Annotated in this window: 18 protein-coding genes; 6 read left to right on the forward strand and 12 right to left on the reverse strand. The window is 63.7% G+C overall.

The features are described 5' to 3' along the window. Positions 1-185 precede the first annotated feature (185 nt). Complete coding sequence (locus QX071_RS04200; RefSeq protein WP_315702132.1) at positions 186-1,373, reverse strand: YbfB/YjiJ family MFS transporter; 1,188 nt, start codon at positions 1,371-1,373, stop codon at positions 186-188. Positions 1,374-1,588: 215 nt separating this feature from the next. Between QX071_RS04200 and leuB the strand changes: the two genes are divergently transcribed. Then, positions 1,589-2,701 carry a 3-isopropylmalate dehydrogenase gene (gene leuB / locus QX071_RS04205; protein ID WP_315702131.1) on the forward strand — a complete coding sequence of 371 codons (1,113 nt, stop codon included), beginning with the start codon at positions 1,589-1,591 and terminating at the stop codon, positions 2,699-2,701. Between the two features lie 251 nt (positions 2,702-2,952). Here leuB and QX071_RS04210 read toward each other — a convergent pair whose 3' ends face one another. Continuing rightward, positions 2,953-3,324, reverse strand: a complete 372-nt coding sequence (locus tag QX071_RS04210) for a hypothetical protein (RefSeq protein ID WP_315702130.1) — start codon at positions 3,322-3,324, stop codon at positions 2,953-2,955. A 243-nt stretch (positions 3,325-3,567) separates the two neighbouring features. Further along, on the reverse strand, positions 3,568-4,368 hold the full coding sequence (locus tag QX071_RS04215) for a hypothetical protein (protein WP_315702129.1): 801 nt from the start codon (positions 4,366-4,368) through the stop codon (positions 3,568-3,570). Positions 4,369-4,482: 114 nt separating this feature from the next. Between QX071_RS04215 and QX071_RS04220 the strand changes: the two genes are divergently transcribed. Further along, positions 4,483-5,517, forward strand: coding sequence for an aspartate-semialdehyde dehydrogenase (locus QX071_RS04220; protein WP_315702128.1), 1,035 nt, complete (start codon positions 4,483-4,485; stop codon positions 5,515-5,517). 33 nt (positions 5,518-5,550) lie between these two features. Further along, on the forward strand, positions 5,551-6,093 hold the full coding sequence (locus tag QX071_RS04225) for a TIGR00645 family protein (protein ID WP_315702127.1): 543 nt from the start codon (positions 5,551-5,553) through the stop codon (positions 6,091-6,093). A 47-nt stretch (positions 6,094-6,140) separates the two neighbouring features. Here the strand turns inward: QX071_RS04225 and QX071_RS04230 are convergent, their stop codons facing one another. Next, on the reverse strand, positions 6,141-6,785 hold the full coding sequence (locus QX071_RS04230) for a carbonic anhydrase (RefSeq protein WP_315702126.1): 645 nt from the start codon (positions 6,783-6,785) through the stop codon (positions 6,141-6,143). 104 nt (positions 6,786-6,889) lie between these two features. On the opposite strand from QX071_RS04230, the gene QX071_RS04235 reads away from it, so the two are divergent. Beyond that, the gene (locus tag QX071_RS04235) at positions 6,890-7,768 is read left to right on the forward strand and encodes a CoA ester lyase (protein ID WP_315702125.1); all 879 of its coding nucleotides are present in this window, start codon (positions 6,890-6,892) and stop codon (positions 7,766-7,768) included. 18 nt (positions 7,769-7,786) lie between these two features. Here the strand turns inward: QX071_RS04235 and QX071_RS04240 are convergent, their stop codons facing one another. The 5 genes from QX071_RS04240 to QX071_RS04260 all read right to left on the reverse strand — a co-directional run bounded on the left by QX071_RS04240 (position 7,787) and on the right by QX071_RS04260 (position 10,709). Continuing rightward, on the reverse strand, positions 7,787-8,140 hold the full coding sequence (locus QX071_RS04240) for a cytochrome c (protein ID WP_315702124.1): 354 nt from the start codon (positions 8,138-8,140) through the stop codon (positions 7,787-7,789). A 38-nt stretch (positions 8,141-8,178) separates the two neighbouring features. Then, complete coding sequence (locus QX071_RS04245; protein WP_315702123.1) at positions 8,179-8,598, reverse strand: hypothetical protein; 420 nt, start codon at positions 8,596-8,598, stop codon at positions 8,179-8,181. Positions 8,599-8,716: 118 nt separating this feature from the next. Continuing rightward, the gene (locus QX071_RS04250) at positions 8,717-9,508 is read right to left on the reverse strand and encodes a hypothetical protein (RefSeq protein WP_315702122.1); all 792 of its coding nucleotides are present in this window, start codon (positions 9,506-9,508) and stop codon (positions 8,717-8,719) included. Between the two features lie 73 nt (positions 9,509-9,581). Beyond that, a complete protein-coding gene (gene leuD, locus QX071_RS04255) occupies positions 9,582-10,187 on the reverse strand; it encodes a 3-isopropylmalate dehydratase small subunit (RefSeq protein ID WP_315702121.1) in 606 nt (201 codons plus the stop codon). 123 nt (positions 10,188-10,310) lie between these two features. Further along, positions 10,311-10,709, reverse strand: a complete 399-nt coding sequence (locus QX071_RS04260; protein WP_315702120.1) for a metallopeptidase family protein — start codon at positions 10,707-10,709, stop codon at positions 10,311-10,313. Between the two features lie 129 nt (positions 10,710-10,838). On the opposite strand from QX071_RS04260, the gene QX071_RS04265 reads away from it, so the two are divergent. Further along, positions 10,839-11,165, forward strand: a complete 327-nt coding sequence (locus QX071_RS04265; RefSeq protein WP_315702119.1) for a hypothetical protein — start codon at positions 10,839-10,841, stop codon at positions 11,163-11,165. Positions 11,166-11,522: 357 nt separating this feature from the next. Next, positions 11,523-11,795, forward strand: coding sequence for a hypothetical protein (locus QX071_RS04270; protein ID WP_315728062.1), 273 nt, complete (start codon positions 11,523-11,525; stop codon positions 11,793-11,795). Between the two features lie 378 nt (positions 11,796-12,173). Here the strand turns inward: QX071_RS04270 and QX071_RS34005 are convergent, their stop codons facing one another. From QX071_RS34005 to leuC, 3 genes are all read right to left on the reverse strand, one after another. After that, complete coding sequence (locus tag QX071_RS34005) at positions 12,174-12,509, reverse strand: hypothetical protein (protein ID WP_409977472.1); 336 nt, start codon at positions 12,507-12,509, stop codon at positions 12,174-12,176. A gap of 303 nt (positions 12,510-12,812) precedes the next feature. After that, the gene (locus QX071_RS04280) at positions 12,813-13,031 is read right to left on the reverse strand and encodes a hypothetical protein (protein ID WP_315702117.1); all 219 of its coding nucleotides are present in this window, start codon (positions 13,029-13,031) and stop codon (positions 12,813-12,815) included. 194 nt (positions 13,032-13,225) lie between these two features. Further along, positions 13,226-14,632 (reverse strand): 3-isopropylmalate dehydratase large subunit, encoded by a 1,407-nt coding sequence (gene leuC, locus QX071_RS04285; protein ID WP_315702116.1) that lies wholly within the window; start codon positions 14,630-14,632, stop codon positions 13,226-13,228. Positions 14,633-14,645: the final 13 nt, after the last annotated feature.

Consider the following 14,645-nt stretch of genomic DNA (forward strand, 5'->3'; position numbering starts at 1 on the left):
CTTCTTGCAAGCGATGAGCAGAGCTGTGGCTACGTTCTCCGCCGTCGTTCCGGCGAACGCTGGGATCCATTACCATAGGTCCCAATTATCGTGCGCGGGCTGGGCCGCGTGCCTGTTTCTAACATCACGCGGTATGGGTCCGGCGTTCGCCGGGACGACAGCGAGGGTGTTGATACGCCTGTGAGTTACACGTCCTTCTTCAATTTGCGCTGCATCGCCGACGCGATCGCGCCCGCCAACAGGGTGGCCGCGGAGATGTTCAACGCGTAGCTCAGGCTGCCCATCGCGTCGGTGATCGCACCGACCACGAAAGGACCCAATGTCTGGCCGATGCCGAATGCGATGGTCATCGCAGCGATCGCCGCAGGCCAGGCGGACGGCGGGTAGTTGAGGCGCACGAAAGCGGTGGTTGAGCCGGCCACCGCGAAAAAGGAGACCCCGAACACGACCGCGGAGATGGCGAGCATGGTCGTGGAATGTCCCAGGATCGGCAGTGCTGCACCAACTGCATTGACGGCAAGGACGATTGCAGTGGCGAGCCCGCCGCGGTCCAGCGCTAATGTGCCGCGCCAGACCCAGGGCGTTGCAAAGCCGGACAATCCGATCAGGCTCCAGAATGCAGCCTGCGCGGTTGCGCCGCCGCCGAGATCGCGGACATAGGCGATCATGAACGTCATGTAGGCGATGTAGCCCGCACCGAACAAGAAATAGCCGAACAGATAGATCGCGACTGGCCAGACCGAGAACGAAGCTGCGTCGGCGGCATTAAGGCCGGCCTTGCTTCGGATCGGCGTGAGCAGCAGTGGAATGGTGAGCAGGCTCGATAGCGCCGTCAGCGCCCACCAGACGATCCACCACGACCCGGGGCCGAAGCCCTGCAGAACGAACGGCGCGACCAGACCCGAGGTCAGAATGCCGAGCCCGGGACCGGCGTAGAACAGGCTGAGCAGGAAGCTCGCCCGTTCGGGACGCGATTGCGCGATCTCGGCCGCCAATGCGCCGCCGGCCACGAAGCAGGCCGCAGCCGCTAAGCCGCCGATCAGGCGCGCAAAGCTCAAGACGACGAAATTGCCGGTGATGGCACACAGCGCCAGTGCCGCGAGATTGACCAGCGTTCCTCCGCGCAGCGCAGCCGACCAGCCCACGCGCCTTACCATCCAGGATGCCAACAAGGCCCCGGCGAGATAGCCGGCGGCGTTGATCGTGTTCATGAAGCCGGCCGCCGAATACGACCAATGCAGCGACTCCCGCATGTCCGGCAGGACGAGCGCGTAGGCGAACCGGCCGATGCCGAGGCTGACGGTAGCGCTGAGCGAGAGCGTGAGGATCAGCCGCGCCAGATGGGCGGTCGATGGGGGGTGAGGGCTGTGCAAGGAAATGCTCCGGCGCGCCGATCGCGCGAACGATTGCATGCGTCGACGCTGATGCTGTGGGACGATTATAGCCCTCACGGCCCGCCGTAGAATGCCGGCTGCGGCAATGGTGTCTTGCCAAGGCCGCAACGGCGCTTTAGCACTCCGCCGATTTTCCAGAGAACGCCGTCAGGTCCGGATCGAGCCGGGCATGACACCTAGCGAGGATGACGACCATGGCGACCCATAAACTGCTTCTGCTGCCCGGCGACGGCATCGGCCCCGAAGTGATGGCGGAAGTGAAGCGGCTGATCGGCTGGCTCAACGCCCGCGGGCTCGCCTCGTTCGAGACGGAAGAGGGGCTGGTCGGCGGCGCCGCCTATGACGCGCACAAGGTGTCGATTTCCGAGGCCGACATGGCCAAGGCCAAGGCGGCCGACGCCGTGATCTTCGGTGCGGTCGGCGGGCCGAAATGGGACGGCGTTCCCTACGACGTCCGCCCCGAGGCCGGCCTGCTGCGCCTGCGCAAGGATCTCGGCCTGTTCGCCAACCTCCGTCCGGCCGTGTGCTATCCGGCGCTCGCGGACGCCTCCAGCCTGAAGCGCGAGATCGTCGAAGGCCTCGACATCATGATCGTGCGCGAGCTCACCGGCGGCGTCTATTTCGGCGAGCCGAAGACCATCACCGATCTCGGCAACGGCCAGAAGCGCGCCGTCGATACCCAGGTCTACGACACCTATGAGATCGAGCGTATCGCGCGGGTCGCCTTCGATCTCGCCCGCAAGCGCCGCAACAAGGTCACCTCGATGGAGAAGCGCAACGTCATGAAGACGGGCGTGCTCTGGAACGAGGTCGTGACCGCGGTGCACAGCCGCGAATACAAGGACGTGACGCTCGAGCACCAGCTCGCCGATTCCGGCGGCATGAATCTGGTGAAGTATCCGAAGATGTTCGACGTCATCGTCACCGACAATCTGTTCGGCGACATGCTGTCGGACATCGCGGCGATGCTGACCGGCTCGCTCGGCATGCTGCCGTCAGCCTCGCTCGGCGAGGTCGATGCCAAGACCAAGACGCGCAAGGCGCTGTATGAGCCGGTGCACGGCTCCGCGCCCGACATCGCGGGCAAGGGGCTCGCCAATCCGATCGCGATGGTCTCGTCCTTCGGCATGGCGCTGCGCTATTCCTTCGACATGGGCGCGCTGGCCGACAAGCTGGAAGCTGCTATCGCCGCCGTGCTCGCGAGCGGTTTGCGCACCGCCGACATCAAGTCCGAAGGCGCGACGCCGGCATCGACCACGCAGATGGGCGAGGCGATCCTCAAGGAACTGGAGAAGCTGCACGCATAGGGCGTGGCACTCTCGATGCCGCGCGCAAGCGCATCAGCATGAATTGGCGTCGTCCCGGCGGATTGCCGGGACGACGTTTTTTATGTGGCTACCGTGTCGGGTCTGTTGGCCACAGCTCGTCAGCGGTGCCTTGCCGCGCAACTCGCCTTCATTTTCTCGCGCGTCCTGATCCGTAGCGGCGCGTTGCGTGCGCTCCATACGCAAAAGGCCGGGCTGGGCCCGGCCTTCGTCATCAGGCGCTATCGCCGACCTCAGTAGGGAATTGGGAAGGTCCGCGGATAGCCGCCGAGATCGGTCGGCGTCATCAGCGGCTGGCGATCGATCGGCCGGTTCAGGTTCTCGCGGCCGAAGCTCGGATAGCCGTATTCGGACGGGAATGCATAGTCGCTGAACTTGCGATCGCCGGGCAGCACCTCGGTGCCGCCGTCGAGCCAGGAGCGCCTGGTGATGTAGATGCGGGTGCGCGGGCCGGACTGGTAGGAATAGTTCGGGCCGCTGCCGGTGGCGACGTAATTGCCGTAGTGCCGACGCTTGGTCTCGGCATTGGCGGATGTGATGGCAAGACCGGTCGCGGCGATCAGCGCCACGGTCATGACCCGGGTCGCGGCAGAAAATCTCGTCATCACGTCCTCTTCCTCGCGCCAAACGGGGCGGGCGCGCGCCATGCAATGATTTGGGCAATACATTATCCGGCTCGGATATGGCGTCACAAGGTCAATCCCGCCATACCGGTCAAGATAAATCCCCGCTGTGGCGGGAAAGTTGCATCAAAATCCGTGGCTTGACGGCCGATCCGGGTGCCGGCGGCGCGGCCGAAAGGTGGCGTGGACGCATTGGGAAACGGCGGGATGTGTTCGGCGCGCCAGTTAGAGCGTGCCGCGCAGCCGTGGCTCGTCGAGCGCCGTGACCCAATCGGACGGTCTCGCTGCTCCCGCGGTCGGGTCGCAGGCCAAGCGCCTGCCGTCGGCACGCGCGAACAGGGCGCTCAGGTCCGCGTCGTGACTGCCCGACAACAGCGTCAGCCGGTTCAGCATGCAGCCGACCATTGCGCGCCTGACGGGTGCGCTGACGCCCTGGCAGGACCATCCCGAGAGCCGCAAGGCAGGCTCGCCGAGCTGTTTGAGAAAGCCGAGGCAGGCGCCCGGCCCATCCGCGGCCCCGGTTTGGCGGAGCAGGCTGACTGAGCCGAACTTGGTGTCGATCACGCCCGCGGCTTCCAGCTCGCTTGTTCCGTCCGGCGCCATGCGCAGGCCCAGTGCGTGAGCGGCGTGTCGCGAGGCGGCGGGTTCGGCTCCTAAGCGATAGATTTCGAGTTCGGCCGCCGGGCGGTCGGCCGGTTCACCCCAGCGGAAGATGTCCTTGCGGCCGCCAAGCGGGTGCCGGAGCACGGTATAGGTTGCCGATTTGTCCGGCTGGTCGGTCAGCCGCAGCGAGAATGCGGGGACAGCGTTATCGACCATGCTCCAGCCCGACCGGGCTGATTCTGCCGCGTCGCCCCCGATCTGGCGCCAGCCCGCCAGGGCCAGGATGGCGATCAGCGCCAGCGCCCCCAGATAAGCGAACAGGCGTGCAAAGGTGGCGCAAACCTCGTCGGCAAGGCTCTCGAGCGCCAGGAGAAAGGCGGCAACGCGGGATGGGGCGGCTGTTCTGGCCGAAACGGGATGCATCAAACGCGAAACGTCATGGTAAGATTGTGTCAGGGACGTTTCTCGCATAGAAGCGCTGCCGCTTCCGTTGCCGCATCCTTGTGCGGCCGGCCATTTTTCGTCGGAGAGTGAACGATGGGTTACAAAGTCGCAGTGGTCGGCGCGACCGGCAATGTCGGGCGGGAAATGCTCAATATCCTCGACGAACGGAAATTCCCGGCCGACGAGGTGGTGGTGCTGGCCTCGCGCCGCAGCATCGGGATCGAGGTTTCCTACGGCGACCGTACGCTCAAGGTCAAAGCGCTGGAGCACTACGATTTTGCCGATGTCGACATCTGCCTGATGTCGGCAGGCGGGGCGGTATCGAAGGAATGGTCGCCGCGGATCGGCGCCGCCGGTGCGGTCGTGATCGACAACTCGTCCGCTTGGCGCATGGACCCGGACGTGCCGTTGATCGTGCCGGAGGTGAACGCGGATGCGACCGCCGGTTTTGCCAGGAAGAACATCATCGCCAATCCGAACTGCTCGACGGCACAGCTCGTGGTCGCGTTGAAGCCCCTGCACGAGAAGGCGACGATCAAGCGCGTGGTGGTGTCGACCTATCAGTCGGTATCGGGCGCCGGCAAGGATGCGATGGACGAGTTGTTCTCGCAGACCAAGGCCGTCTACACCAATGACGAGCTGATCAATAAGAAGTTTCCGAAGCGCATCGCCTTCAACGTCATTCCGCAGATCGACGTCTTCATGGAGGACGGCTACACCAAGGAAGAGTGGAAGATGATGGCGGAGACCAAGAAGATCCTGGATCCGAAGATCAAGCTGACCGCGACCTGCGTGCGCGTGCCGGTCTTCGTCGGTCACTCGGAAGCGGTCAATGTCGAGTTCGAGAATCCGATCACGGCGGACGAGGCTCGCGATATCCTGCGCCGCGCGCCGGGCTGTCTCGTCATCGACAAGCTGGAGCCGGGTGGATATGTCACGCCCTATGAGGCGGCCGGCGAGGACGCGACCTATATCAGCCGCATCCGTGAGGATGCGACCGTGGAGAACGGCCTCGCCTTCTGGTGCGTCTCGGACAATCTGCGCAAGGGCGCCGCGCTGAACGCGGTGCAGATCGCGGAAGTGCTGATCAACCGCAAGCTGATCACCGCGAAGAAGAAAGCGGCCTGAAGCGGCCGGCATGTTATCCCGATGACGACTCCCATGAGCGAACAGCCGGCGGCATCGGCCCGACAGCACGCGCCAAACGTGGTGGAACGCGGAATCGAAGGCCTTTTGTTCAAGAGCCGCTGGCTGATGGCGCCGTTCTATGTCGGCCTGGTCGTCAGCCTAGCGGTTTTGCTGGTCAAATTCGTGATGCTGCTGTGGGAGTTCGTCCTGCACGTGCCGTCCGCGAAGGAGAGCGACATCATCCTCGGTGTGCTCTCGTTGATCGACGTTTCGTTGACCGGCAATCTGGTGCTGATCGTGGTGTTCTCGGGCTATGAGAACTTCGTCTCGCGGATCGATCCGGGCGGCCATCCGGACTGGCCGGAATGGATGACCAAGGTCGATTTCGCCGGGCTGAAGCAGAAATTGCTGGCCTCGATCGTCGCGATCTCGGCAATCCAGGTGCTGAAGGCTTTCATGAACCTCGATGCCGGCGTTGACTCGATCAAGCTCGGCTGGCTGGTCGGCGTGCATCTGGTATTCGTGGTTTCAACCGTGATGCTGGCATTGTCGGATCGCTGGGGCAGCGATCACTGAAGCGAGTGGCGAATTGGAAAGTTATTCCACTTGCTATCCGCTACGCCCTATTCGTCAATGCGCGCGCTCTTGAATTCCTTGGTCGTCTTGTCGAGCACGAACAGCGAACCTTCCTTGACGCCGAAATAGGCGCCGTGCAGTTGCAGCGTGCCGGCCTCGACCTGCTTGTGCACGAACGGAAAGGTCAGCAGATTCTCCAGGCTGCGGAAGATCGCAGCCTTCTCGATCCTGATGACGAAGTCCTGCATGGTCTCATGGGCGCGCTGCTCGACGATCTCGCCCGGCTTGACGAACATCGCCATCCAGCGGCCGATGAAATCGCTTGGCGACAACGGCTCGATCTTGTCCACGAAGGCGCGGATGCCGCCGCATTGGGCATGACCCAGCACGACGATGTGCTTGATGCGCAGCACGGTGACCGCGTATTCCAGCGCCGCCGAGACGCCGTGAGCGCCGCTGTCCGGTTCGTACACGGGAACCAGATTGGCGACATTGCGGACCACGAATAGCTCGCCCGGGCCGGCGTCGAAGATCACCTCGGGCGAGACGCGCGAGTCGCAGCAACCGATCACCATCACTTCCGGCGACTGGCCACGTTCGGAGAGTTCCCGGTAACGGCTTTGCTCGGTCGGAAGGCGGGTGGTGGCAAAGGCGCGATAGCCGTCGAGCAGACGGGGCGGAAAGGTGATCATGGCGGTTACCTAAACAACATATGTCCGGAGCAGGAACAAGCCTTTCAGGACGGGGCTCGAAATGGTATCGCGAGACGCCTGAATAAGCCAAGGGAAACGCCGACATGATCCGCCCGCGCCGCAGCCTCCTGTTCATGCCCGGCTCGAATGCGCGCGCATTGGACAAAGGCCGCAGCCTGCCCGTCGACGGGCTCATTCTCGACCTCGAGGACTCGGTCGCGCCGGATGCCAAGGGATCTGCCCGCGAGCAGATCGCCAAGGCGGTCGCCACCGATGGTTATGGCGGTCGCGAGCTTCTGATCCGCATCAACAGCCTCGATACGCCCTGGTGGAGCGACGACGTCGCAATGGCCGGGCAGGCGGCGCCCGACGGCATCCTGGTTCCCAAGGTTTCGACGGTCGAGGACCTGCAGAAGGTCACTGAGCGTCTTGCCGAGGTCGGCGCTGATCCGACGCTGAAGGTCTGGGCGATGATCGAAACCGCCCGTGCCGTGCTCGATGCGGACAGGTTGGCCGCCACCGTGCGGGAACCAGGGTCACGGCTCGCCGGCTTCGTGTTCGGTCCGAACGACATTTCGCGGGAGACGCGCATCCGCATGCTGCCCGGCCGCTCCACGATGCTGCCGATGATCTCTCACTGCATTCTGGCGACGCGGGCCCATGGCCTGGAAATCCTCGACGGTCCCTACAGCGATTTCGCCAATGCGGACGGATTTGCGCAGGAGTGCATCCAGGCGCGCGATCTCGGTTTCGACGGCAAGACGTTGATCCATCCGAGCCAGATCGATTCCTGCAATGCGATCTTCACCCCGCCGGCTCAAGAGGTCGCCGAGGCTCGCAAGATCCTTGCCGCGTTCGATCTGCCGGAAAATGCCACGCGCGGTGCGATCCAGATCGACGGCCGCATGGTGGAGCGCCTGCACGCCGACATGGCCCGTCGCACCATCGCCATCGCGGACGCCATTGCGGCGCTCACCAAGTAGGTGCGCGAGGCCGCAGCTCTACTTGCGCTTCAAGCTGAGGATGTAGTCGACGAGATCGCCGCGCTGCTCGGGCGTCATCATGATGTTCGGCATGTTGGCGTGGCTGCTCTGCAGGAACACCTTCAGAGAGAGCTCGGTCGTGGAATGCATGTTGGCGACCGCGACGAAATCGGGCGCGCCGCCCTGGGCCGTTCCGTGCCGCGCATCGATGACGTGACACGCCGTGCACCAGGCCTCCGCAAGCTTGTGGCCTGCCGCCACGCTGCTACTCGGGGATTCTGCGCCGTGGGCGTTGTGCAGCCGGATCAGGAACAGTGCGGCGATCGCAAGCAGGATCGCAACGCTGATTTGAAGCAGACGATTGCGGTGCATGTGCGGCCGTCCTCAATGTCCGGCGATCGATGAATGGTTCAAGCGTGCTTGACGAGGTCCGCGCCGAGACGGTCGATCGTCGGCGCATTGGGGCAATATTCCTCGTAGTGCGCGCCGGCCGTACCGGTGGCGAGGTCACGGTGACAACGTGGCTTGTCCTTGCAGAGGGCGCAGACCCGCTCCATGTCACGCAGCACCATCGGCTCGCTGCGGGCAAGGGCGGCCTCGTCGATGCTCAGCGCCTTCAGCATCTGCGGCAATTCGTCGGCGGCATGTTCGCCGTGCCGGACCAGTTCGTCGAGATCGGCGGGCGAGACCTGGAGGTCCGCCGCGATGCGCTCGAAGTCCTCGCGATCCATCTGGCGAATCTCGCTCAGCTCGCGCCGATGCTTCAGCCACTGCGCAAACGTATCGATCAGGTACTGAACCCTGGGATATGGCGTAGTTTGCGTGGTCATGCGGCACCTCCAATCAGCGGCGCCAATCAACCATCGTCATCGCAACAGCACGTTGCGTTAGATCAAAGTGCAAATACCGTTCTGCTGCGCGCAACGGGGCTGGTTCTCAAGCCACTCATCAGAACCGCTCCGCGGCCCAGCCATACAGGCTTCCCGGCAACGGCGGCTGGCTGCCGCGTCCTTTGGGCGAGATATGCAGGCCGATGATCGCGGGGTCGCTGATCAGGTCCGAGAAGTTCGAGGGCTCGAAGAAGGCCTTGGGCTCGGCGTGAACCGCGTAGAACGACTTCTTGGGCAACGCATGGTGCAGGCTGCGATGCCGGCGGGCGAGCGCGGTCAGCGCCGCCGGACCGAAGACGGCGACACGGATGTCGGAGAGCCGTTTCGAGCCGCCGCGCAGGCGCCGCAAAGCGAACGTCACACGGTGCGATAGCGACAGCCAGTTTGGCGTCAGCTCCTTCTGCTGCATCAGCTGCTCGAATTCGGTGACGATCGGATCGTCCGGCGGCAGATACAGCACGGAGTTGCCGAGTTGCCGCGACCGCTCCCAGGCGAAGTAGGGATTTGCCGGATCAATCTCGATCGGCCTCAGCAGCAAGACATCCGCATCCAGCCACACGCCCGCGCCTTGTGCCATCAGCTTGATGCGGAAGAAGTCGCTGAATTGCAGCGTGGTCCAGTCGCGCCAGCTGCCGTCGGGTTGGGGCGGACGCAGCCGCTCGGAAAAGCGGTAAGGCAGCACGGCTTCGGCGTCGGCGTTGCTGACGCCCTCGGGCAATCCGGGCAGCGGATCGAAACTATAGACCGTGACCTTGTGGCCGGCCGCGAGTTGCGAGCGCAAGCAGGTCTGCCGCAGCCGGTCGAGCGGGCCACGCCAGAAGCTGACGATGTCGGGCAATGAGCGCGTCACCGGCGTCGGTCGCTTGCGAAAAAAGGCCCCGGACGATCATCCAGGGCCCCAAAGGCATCATGGACGGAATGGATCACGCCCAGGCGCGCTCGCTCTTCAGCTTGGTTTCGTAGCTGTCGATTGCGGCCTTCTTCTCCATGGTGAGGCCGATGTCGTCCAGGCCGTTGAGCAGGCAGTGTTTGCGGAACGGGTCGATGTCGAACTTGACCGTGCCGCCGTCCGGTCCGCGGATTTCCTGATTGGCAAGATCGATCGTGAGCGTCGCATTGGCGCCGCGCTCGGCATCGTCGAACAGCTTGTCGAGATCGGCCTGCGAGACGCGGATCGGCAGAATGCCGTTCTTGAAACAGTTGTTGTAGAAGATGTCGCCGAACGAGGTCGAGATCACGCAGCGGATGCCGAAGTCGAGCAGCGCCCAGGGCGCGTGCTCACGGCTCGAGCCGCAGCCGAAATTGTCGCCGGCGACCAGGATCTTGGCATTGCGGTAAGCCGGCTGATTGAGGACGAAATCCGGATTCTCGCTGCCATCGTCCTTGAAGCGCTGTTCCGAGAACAGCCCCTTGCCAAGGCCAGTGCGCTTGATGGTTTTCAGGTACTGCTTGGGGATGATCATGTCGGTATCGACATTGATGATCTTCAAGGGCGCCGCGACGCCTTCCAGCGTGGTGAATTTGTCCATCGTTGCACTTTCCGAAAGTGGGCAGGCTGTTGATGTAGCGCGATTGGCGCTGGCGATAAAGGAAAAATGCCTGGAATTTCAGCCCGCGCCCGTCAATCCGACCTGGATCGATTCCGTGCCCGTTCAATCCGCGCCGGCCTCGATGGCCGCCATGTCGTCGTCCGACAGTCCAAAATGGTGGCCGATCTCATGGATCAGCACGTGACGCACGATGTGGCCGAGCGTCTCATCGTGCTCTGCCCAATAGTCCAGGATCGGCCGCCGGTAGAGCCAGATCATGTTCGGCAGCCGCGGCAGGTCGTCATTGCTGCGGAACGGCAGCCCGGTGCCCTGGAACAGGCCGAGCAGGTCGAATTCGCTTTCCGCCTCCATCTCGTCCAACACCTCCTCGGTCGGAAAGTCGTCGACGCGGATGATGACGCCTTCGCACATGGTGCGGAAGTGGCCGGGCAGGCGCGCGAAGACCTGATGCGCCATGGCTTCCATCTCGGCCAGCGAGGGGGCTTTCAGCTCTGTCCACATTGCCGCCTTGTAGCGCGGGTCTGATGGACACGCACCATTAGAATTCTGACCTCTCCCGTGCCGCGGCGGTTGACGTGGCTTGCGAAAACGGAGACCGTAAAACGCGATTTTGGGGTGGGATTGAGCGCGATGATGCGGACGACGATGGCCTTGATCGGCGCGGCACTGACGGTGGCGGTTCTGGTGTCTCCCGGCGCGAATGCACAGCCGATCGCTGCGCAGAGCCAGGCGCGCCCGGCGCAAAACGGGTTGAACACTGAGGTGTCCGCCCAGCGCCGCCAGCGGCGCCTCCAGATCTATCCGCGTCAGGATGAGCATTGGCAGCCCGACGTGGTGCCCCGCTATAATCCCGGCCCGAACGCCGTGCGGGTTTGCAACGCCCAGTATGTGCAGGAATTCAGGCCCAGCGGCACCGTGATCGTGCCGCATATGAGCTGCTATTGGCGGCGCGGCTGAAGTCTCCGAAATCGCCGTCCGTGCGGACGTTTTGACGATGACTGCGTGTCGGCGCGTGACACGGTTCGAGATGTCGCGCACGGGGACGGAACCGCCATGAAGCGCGCGCAGGGCTCTGTCGCTGCTTAATCCTGGTACCGCTGCGGCTGCGCAGGAGGGCTGCCGCCTCGACGCCCGAAGTCCGCTGGCACCACGGCCATTGGTGGCGTCATTGGCAAGGACGTCGCCAAAGGGACCATTGGCACCGCCATCACCGGGGACCCGGCGATGCCGGCCGTCCCGCTCTGATTGCGTTCAACAGGCCCGTTCGCGGGCCTGTTGTCGTATGGTGAGCTGTCCGAGCAGGGAGGATCCGCCGTGAAGATCCGAATTGGCGTCGTCGTTGTGATCCAACTCGTGGCGCTGTTTGCGTTCTCGTCCGCAGCATCTGCCGCCAGTTCTGCGCCGGAGACGACCACTCATCCGCAGCAACAAGGTAGGACGAAGGCCGCCGCGCATCATCATCAGCGGCACCGCATTGTGCGCCGCCCTACTGACAAGCTGCACTATTACGGCAGACCAGTGCTTTACGCGCCGGCGCCGTATGCCCCATTTCTGCCGTTCATCAGCGATGGCTGGAAACGATACTGAGGAGCGAATGGAACGCGGTCGCAGCGCGAGGCCGGGACGCGATTTCCGTCAGGGTGACTGATTGCGCCGCATCACGAGTGCGGCAATTCGTCTCGTCAATCGTCACATTCGACGCGAAGTTCTCGCTCAGAGTAGTTCCGATTAGTTCGCGTTCCGCGTGCGGCATTCATGCCGCGTTCACGTGCCTATCATTACGTTCATGTCGGGGCGACTTGTGATCGATCGGCGGAGAAACGATACGGCGGGTGCTCTCCGTCGCTTGAAGCGACTTAGGGAGAAGTGACGATGACGAGGACGAGAGATCCGGGAGGTGGCCTCGTTCGCCGCCTCGGTCTTGCTGCGGCCGCGTTACTCGCGTTTGCCGCGGTGCCTGATCATTCAACACAAGCGATGATGCTGATCGGTGCCGGCGCGCGGCCGGCTTCGCAAGAGCCGGCGAATGCGCCGATCATTCAGGTTCAAGCCCGCGGTGCTGGTCCGGGTGGTGGTGGCGGTGCTCACATCGGCGGAGGCGGTGGAGGATTTCGCGGAGGTGGCGGGCCCGTCGGTGGAGCTGCGGCCTTCCATGGTGGTGGAGGCCCAGCTTTCCACGGCGGTGGTTTTCGCGGAGGCCCGGCCTTTCATGGTGGCGGCGTTGCGTTCCATGGCGGAGGCTTTCGCGGCGGACCCGTCTTTCACGGCGGCGGCTTCCGTTATGGCGGATATCACCGTCACTACGCCTATCGGCCGTACTTCCACCACCGGCACCGGTATTTCTACGGCGCCTACTACTATCCCTACTACACCGGATATTACTACTATCCGTACCGGCGTTGCCGGGTGATCTGGACCTATTACGGCCCGCACCGCGTTTGCCATTATCGGCACTGGCATAGGTACCATCGTTGGCACCATCGCCATCATCGCCACTGGCGCCATTATTATTAATGGCTGAGCGCATCGGCCGCTTACAAGAAAGGGCGCCACCCGGGCGCCCTTTTTTGATCCGCGATCTGTGGGACGCAGCCGGAGCCGCGTTCAGAACCAATCCTTGAACTGCCAGTTCTTCACCGTCAGTTTCCAGGGCACCAAGGTCGCCAGCCGCCATTTCGCAAAGTGGCCCGGCGGCCAGTTGGAGAGCCGCTTTTCTTCCTTCTCCACGACTTCAGGCCTGGCGATGATCTTGCGCGGTCGCGTGCGACGCCGTTGACGCGTTGCGTCGCGGATCAGATCGACGAATTCCGGCTTGTTGGCCACGACATGCTCCTTGGCACGTTCCTCTTCGGATGCGGCGTGCATCTGGAGGGGGCACTGTGCGAGCGGACCCTTAAGGAGTCCTTGCGGAAGCCTGTCGAGATTGAGCTGAAACGAAAACGCGACGGCCGGTGAGGCCATCGCGCTGTTGATCGTCGGCAATTTGCCGTGTCGTCGTGCTGCGACCGGGAAAGCCGTCAGCGCCAATCTCTCACATCGACGAAATGACCGGCGATCGCCGCTGCCGCGGCCATGGCCGGCGACACCAAATGGGTGCGGCCCTTGAAACCCTGACGGCCCTCGAAGTTGCGGTTCGAGGTCGAGGCGCAGCGCTCCTCCGGCTTCAGCTTATCGGGGTTCATGGCAAGGCACATCGAGCAGCCGGGCTCGCGCCATTCGAAGCCGGCCTTGATGAAGATCTTATCGAGCCCCTCGGCTTCGGCCTGCTGCTTCACCAGGCCAGAGCCGGGAACGACCATCGCGTTGACATGGGCGCTCACCGTCTTGCCTTCGGCGATCTTGGCCGCGGCACGCAGATCCTCGATGCGGCCGTTGGTGCAGGAGCCGATGAACACGCGGTCGAGCTGGATGTCGGTGATCTTCGTTCCGGGAACGAGGCCCATATATTTCAGCGCGCGATGCTTCGACAGACGCTTGGCCTCGTCCGCGATCTTGTCCGGATCGGGCACGATGCCGGTCACCGAGATCACATCTTCCGGCGAGGTGCCCCAGGTCACGATCGGCGGCAGCTTGGCAGCATCCAGCCGGATCTCGTGGTCGAAATGCGCGCCTTCGTCCGAACGCAGCTTTTCCCAGTAGCGCATGGCCGCATCCCAGGCCCCGCCCTTCGGCGCCTTCGGGCGATCGCGCAGGAAGTCGAACGCCTTCTGGTCGGGCGCGACCAGACCGGCGCGCGCGCCGCCCTCGATCGACATGTTGCACACGGTCATGCGGCCCTCCATCGAGAGCGCACGGATTGCCTCGCCGGCATATTCCAGCACGTAGCCGGTGCCGCCCGCCGTTCCGATCTCGCCGATGATGGCGAGGATGATGTCCTTGCCCGTCACGCCCTCCGGCAAAGTGCCGTCGACTGTGACGCGCATGTTCTTGGCCTTCTTCTGGATCAGCGTCTGCGTCGCCAGCACGTGCTCCACTTCGGAGGTGCCGATACCGTGCGCGAGCGCGCCGAACGCGCCATGGGTCGAGGTGTGGCTGTCACCGCAGACAATGGTGGTGCCGGGCAGCGTGAAGCCCTGCTCCGGGCCGATGACGTGGACGATGCCCTGGCGGCGATCGAACTCGTTGTAATATTCGATGCCGAATTCCTTGGCGTTCTCGGCCAGCGCCTTGATCTGCTCGATGCTCTCGGGGTCCGGGTTCGGCTTGGTGCGATCGGTGGTCGGCACGTTGTGGTCGACCACGGCGAGCGTCTTCTCCGGCGCATGCACCTTGCGGCCCGTGGCGCGCAGGCCCTCGAAGGCTTGCGGCGAGGTCACCTCGTGAACCAGATGGCGGTCGATATAGAGCAGACACGTGCCGTCCTCGGCTTCGTGCACCAGATGGTCGTTCCAGATCTTGTCGTACAGCGTGGTGGGTTTGGACATGAGCGGATGCTCC

This window comes from Bradyrhizobium sp. SZCCHNS1022 (assembly GCF_032484835.1).
GTDB lineage: Bacteria > Pseudomonadota > Alphaproteobacteria > Rhizobiales > Xanthobacteraceae > Bradyrhizobium.

Bases quoted from the DNA above. Each gene is read 5' to 3' on its own strand.
- leuB (WP_315702131.1), top strand. From the start codon at position 1,589: ATGGCGACCCATAAACTGCTTCTGCTGCCCGGCGACGGCATCGGCCCC.
- QX071_RS04210 (WP_315702130.1), bottom strand. From the start codon at position 3,324: ATGACGAGATTTTCTGCCGCGACCCGGGTCATGACCGTGGCGCTGATC.
- QX071_RS04215 (WP_315702129.1), bottom strand. From the start codon at position 4,368: ATGCATCCCGTTTCGGCCAGAACAGCCGCCCCATCCCGCGTTGCCGCC.
- QX071_RS04220 (WP_315702128.1), top strand. From the start codon at position 4,483: ATGGGTTACAAAGTCGCAGTGGTCGGCGCGACCGGCAATGTCGGGCGG.
- QX071_RS04225 (WP_315702127.1), top strand. From the start codon at position 5,551: ATGAGCGAACAGCCGGCGGCATCGGCCCGACAGCACGCGCCAAACGTG.
- QX071_RS04230 (WP_315702126.1), bottom strand. From the start codon at position 6,785: ATGATCACCTTTCCGCCCCGTCTGCTCGACGGCTATCGCGCCTTTGCC.
- QX071_RS04235 (WP_315702125.1), top strand. From the start codon at position 6,890: ATGATCCGCCCGCGCCGCAGCCTCCTGTTCATGCCCGGCTCGAATGCG.
- QX071_RS04240 (WP_315702124.1), bottom strand. From the start codon at position 8,140: ATGCACCGCAATCGTCTGCTTCAAATCAGCGTTGCGATCCTGCTTGCG.
- QX071_RS04245 (WP_315702123.1), bottom strand. From the start codon at position 8,598: ATGACCACGCAAACTACGCCATATCCCAGGGTTCAGTACCTGATCGAT.
- leuD (WP_315702121.1), bottom strand. From the start codon at position 10,187: ATGGACAAATTCACCACGCTGGAAGGCGTCGCGGCGCCCTTGAAGATC.
- QX071_RS04260 (WP_315702120.1), bottom strand. From the start codon at position 10,709: ATGTGGACAGAGCTGAAAGCCCCCTCGCTGGCCGAGATGGAAGCCATG.
- QX071_RS04265 (WP_315702119.1), top strand. From the start codon at position 10,839: ATGATGCGGACGACGATGGCCTTGATCGGCGCGGCACTGACGGTGGCG.
- leuC (WP_315702116.1), bottom strand. From the start codon at position 14,632: ATGTCCAAACCCACCACGCTGTACGACAAGATCTGGAACGACCATCTG.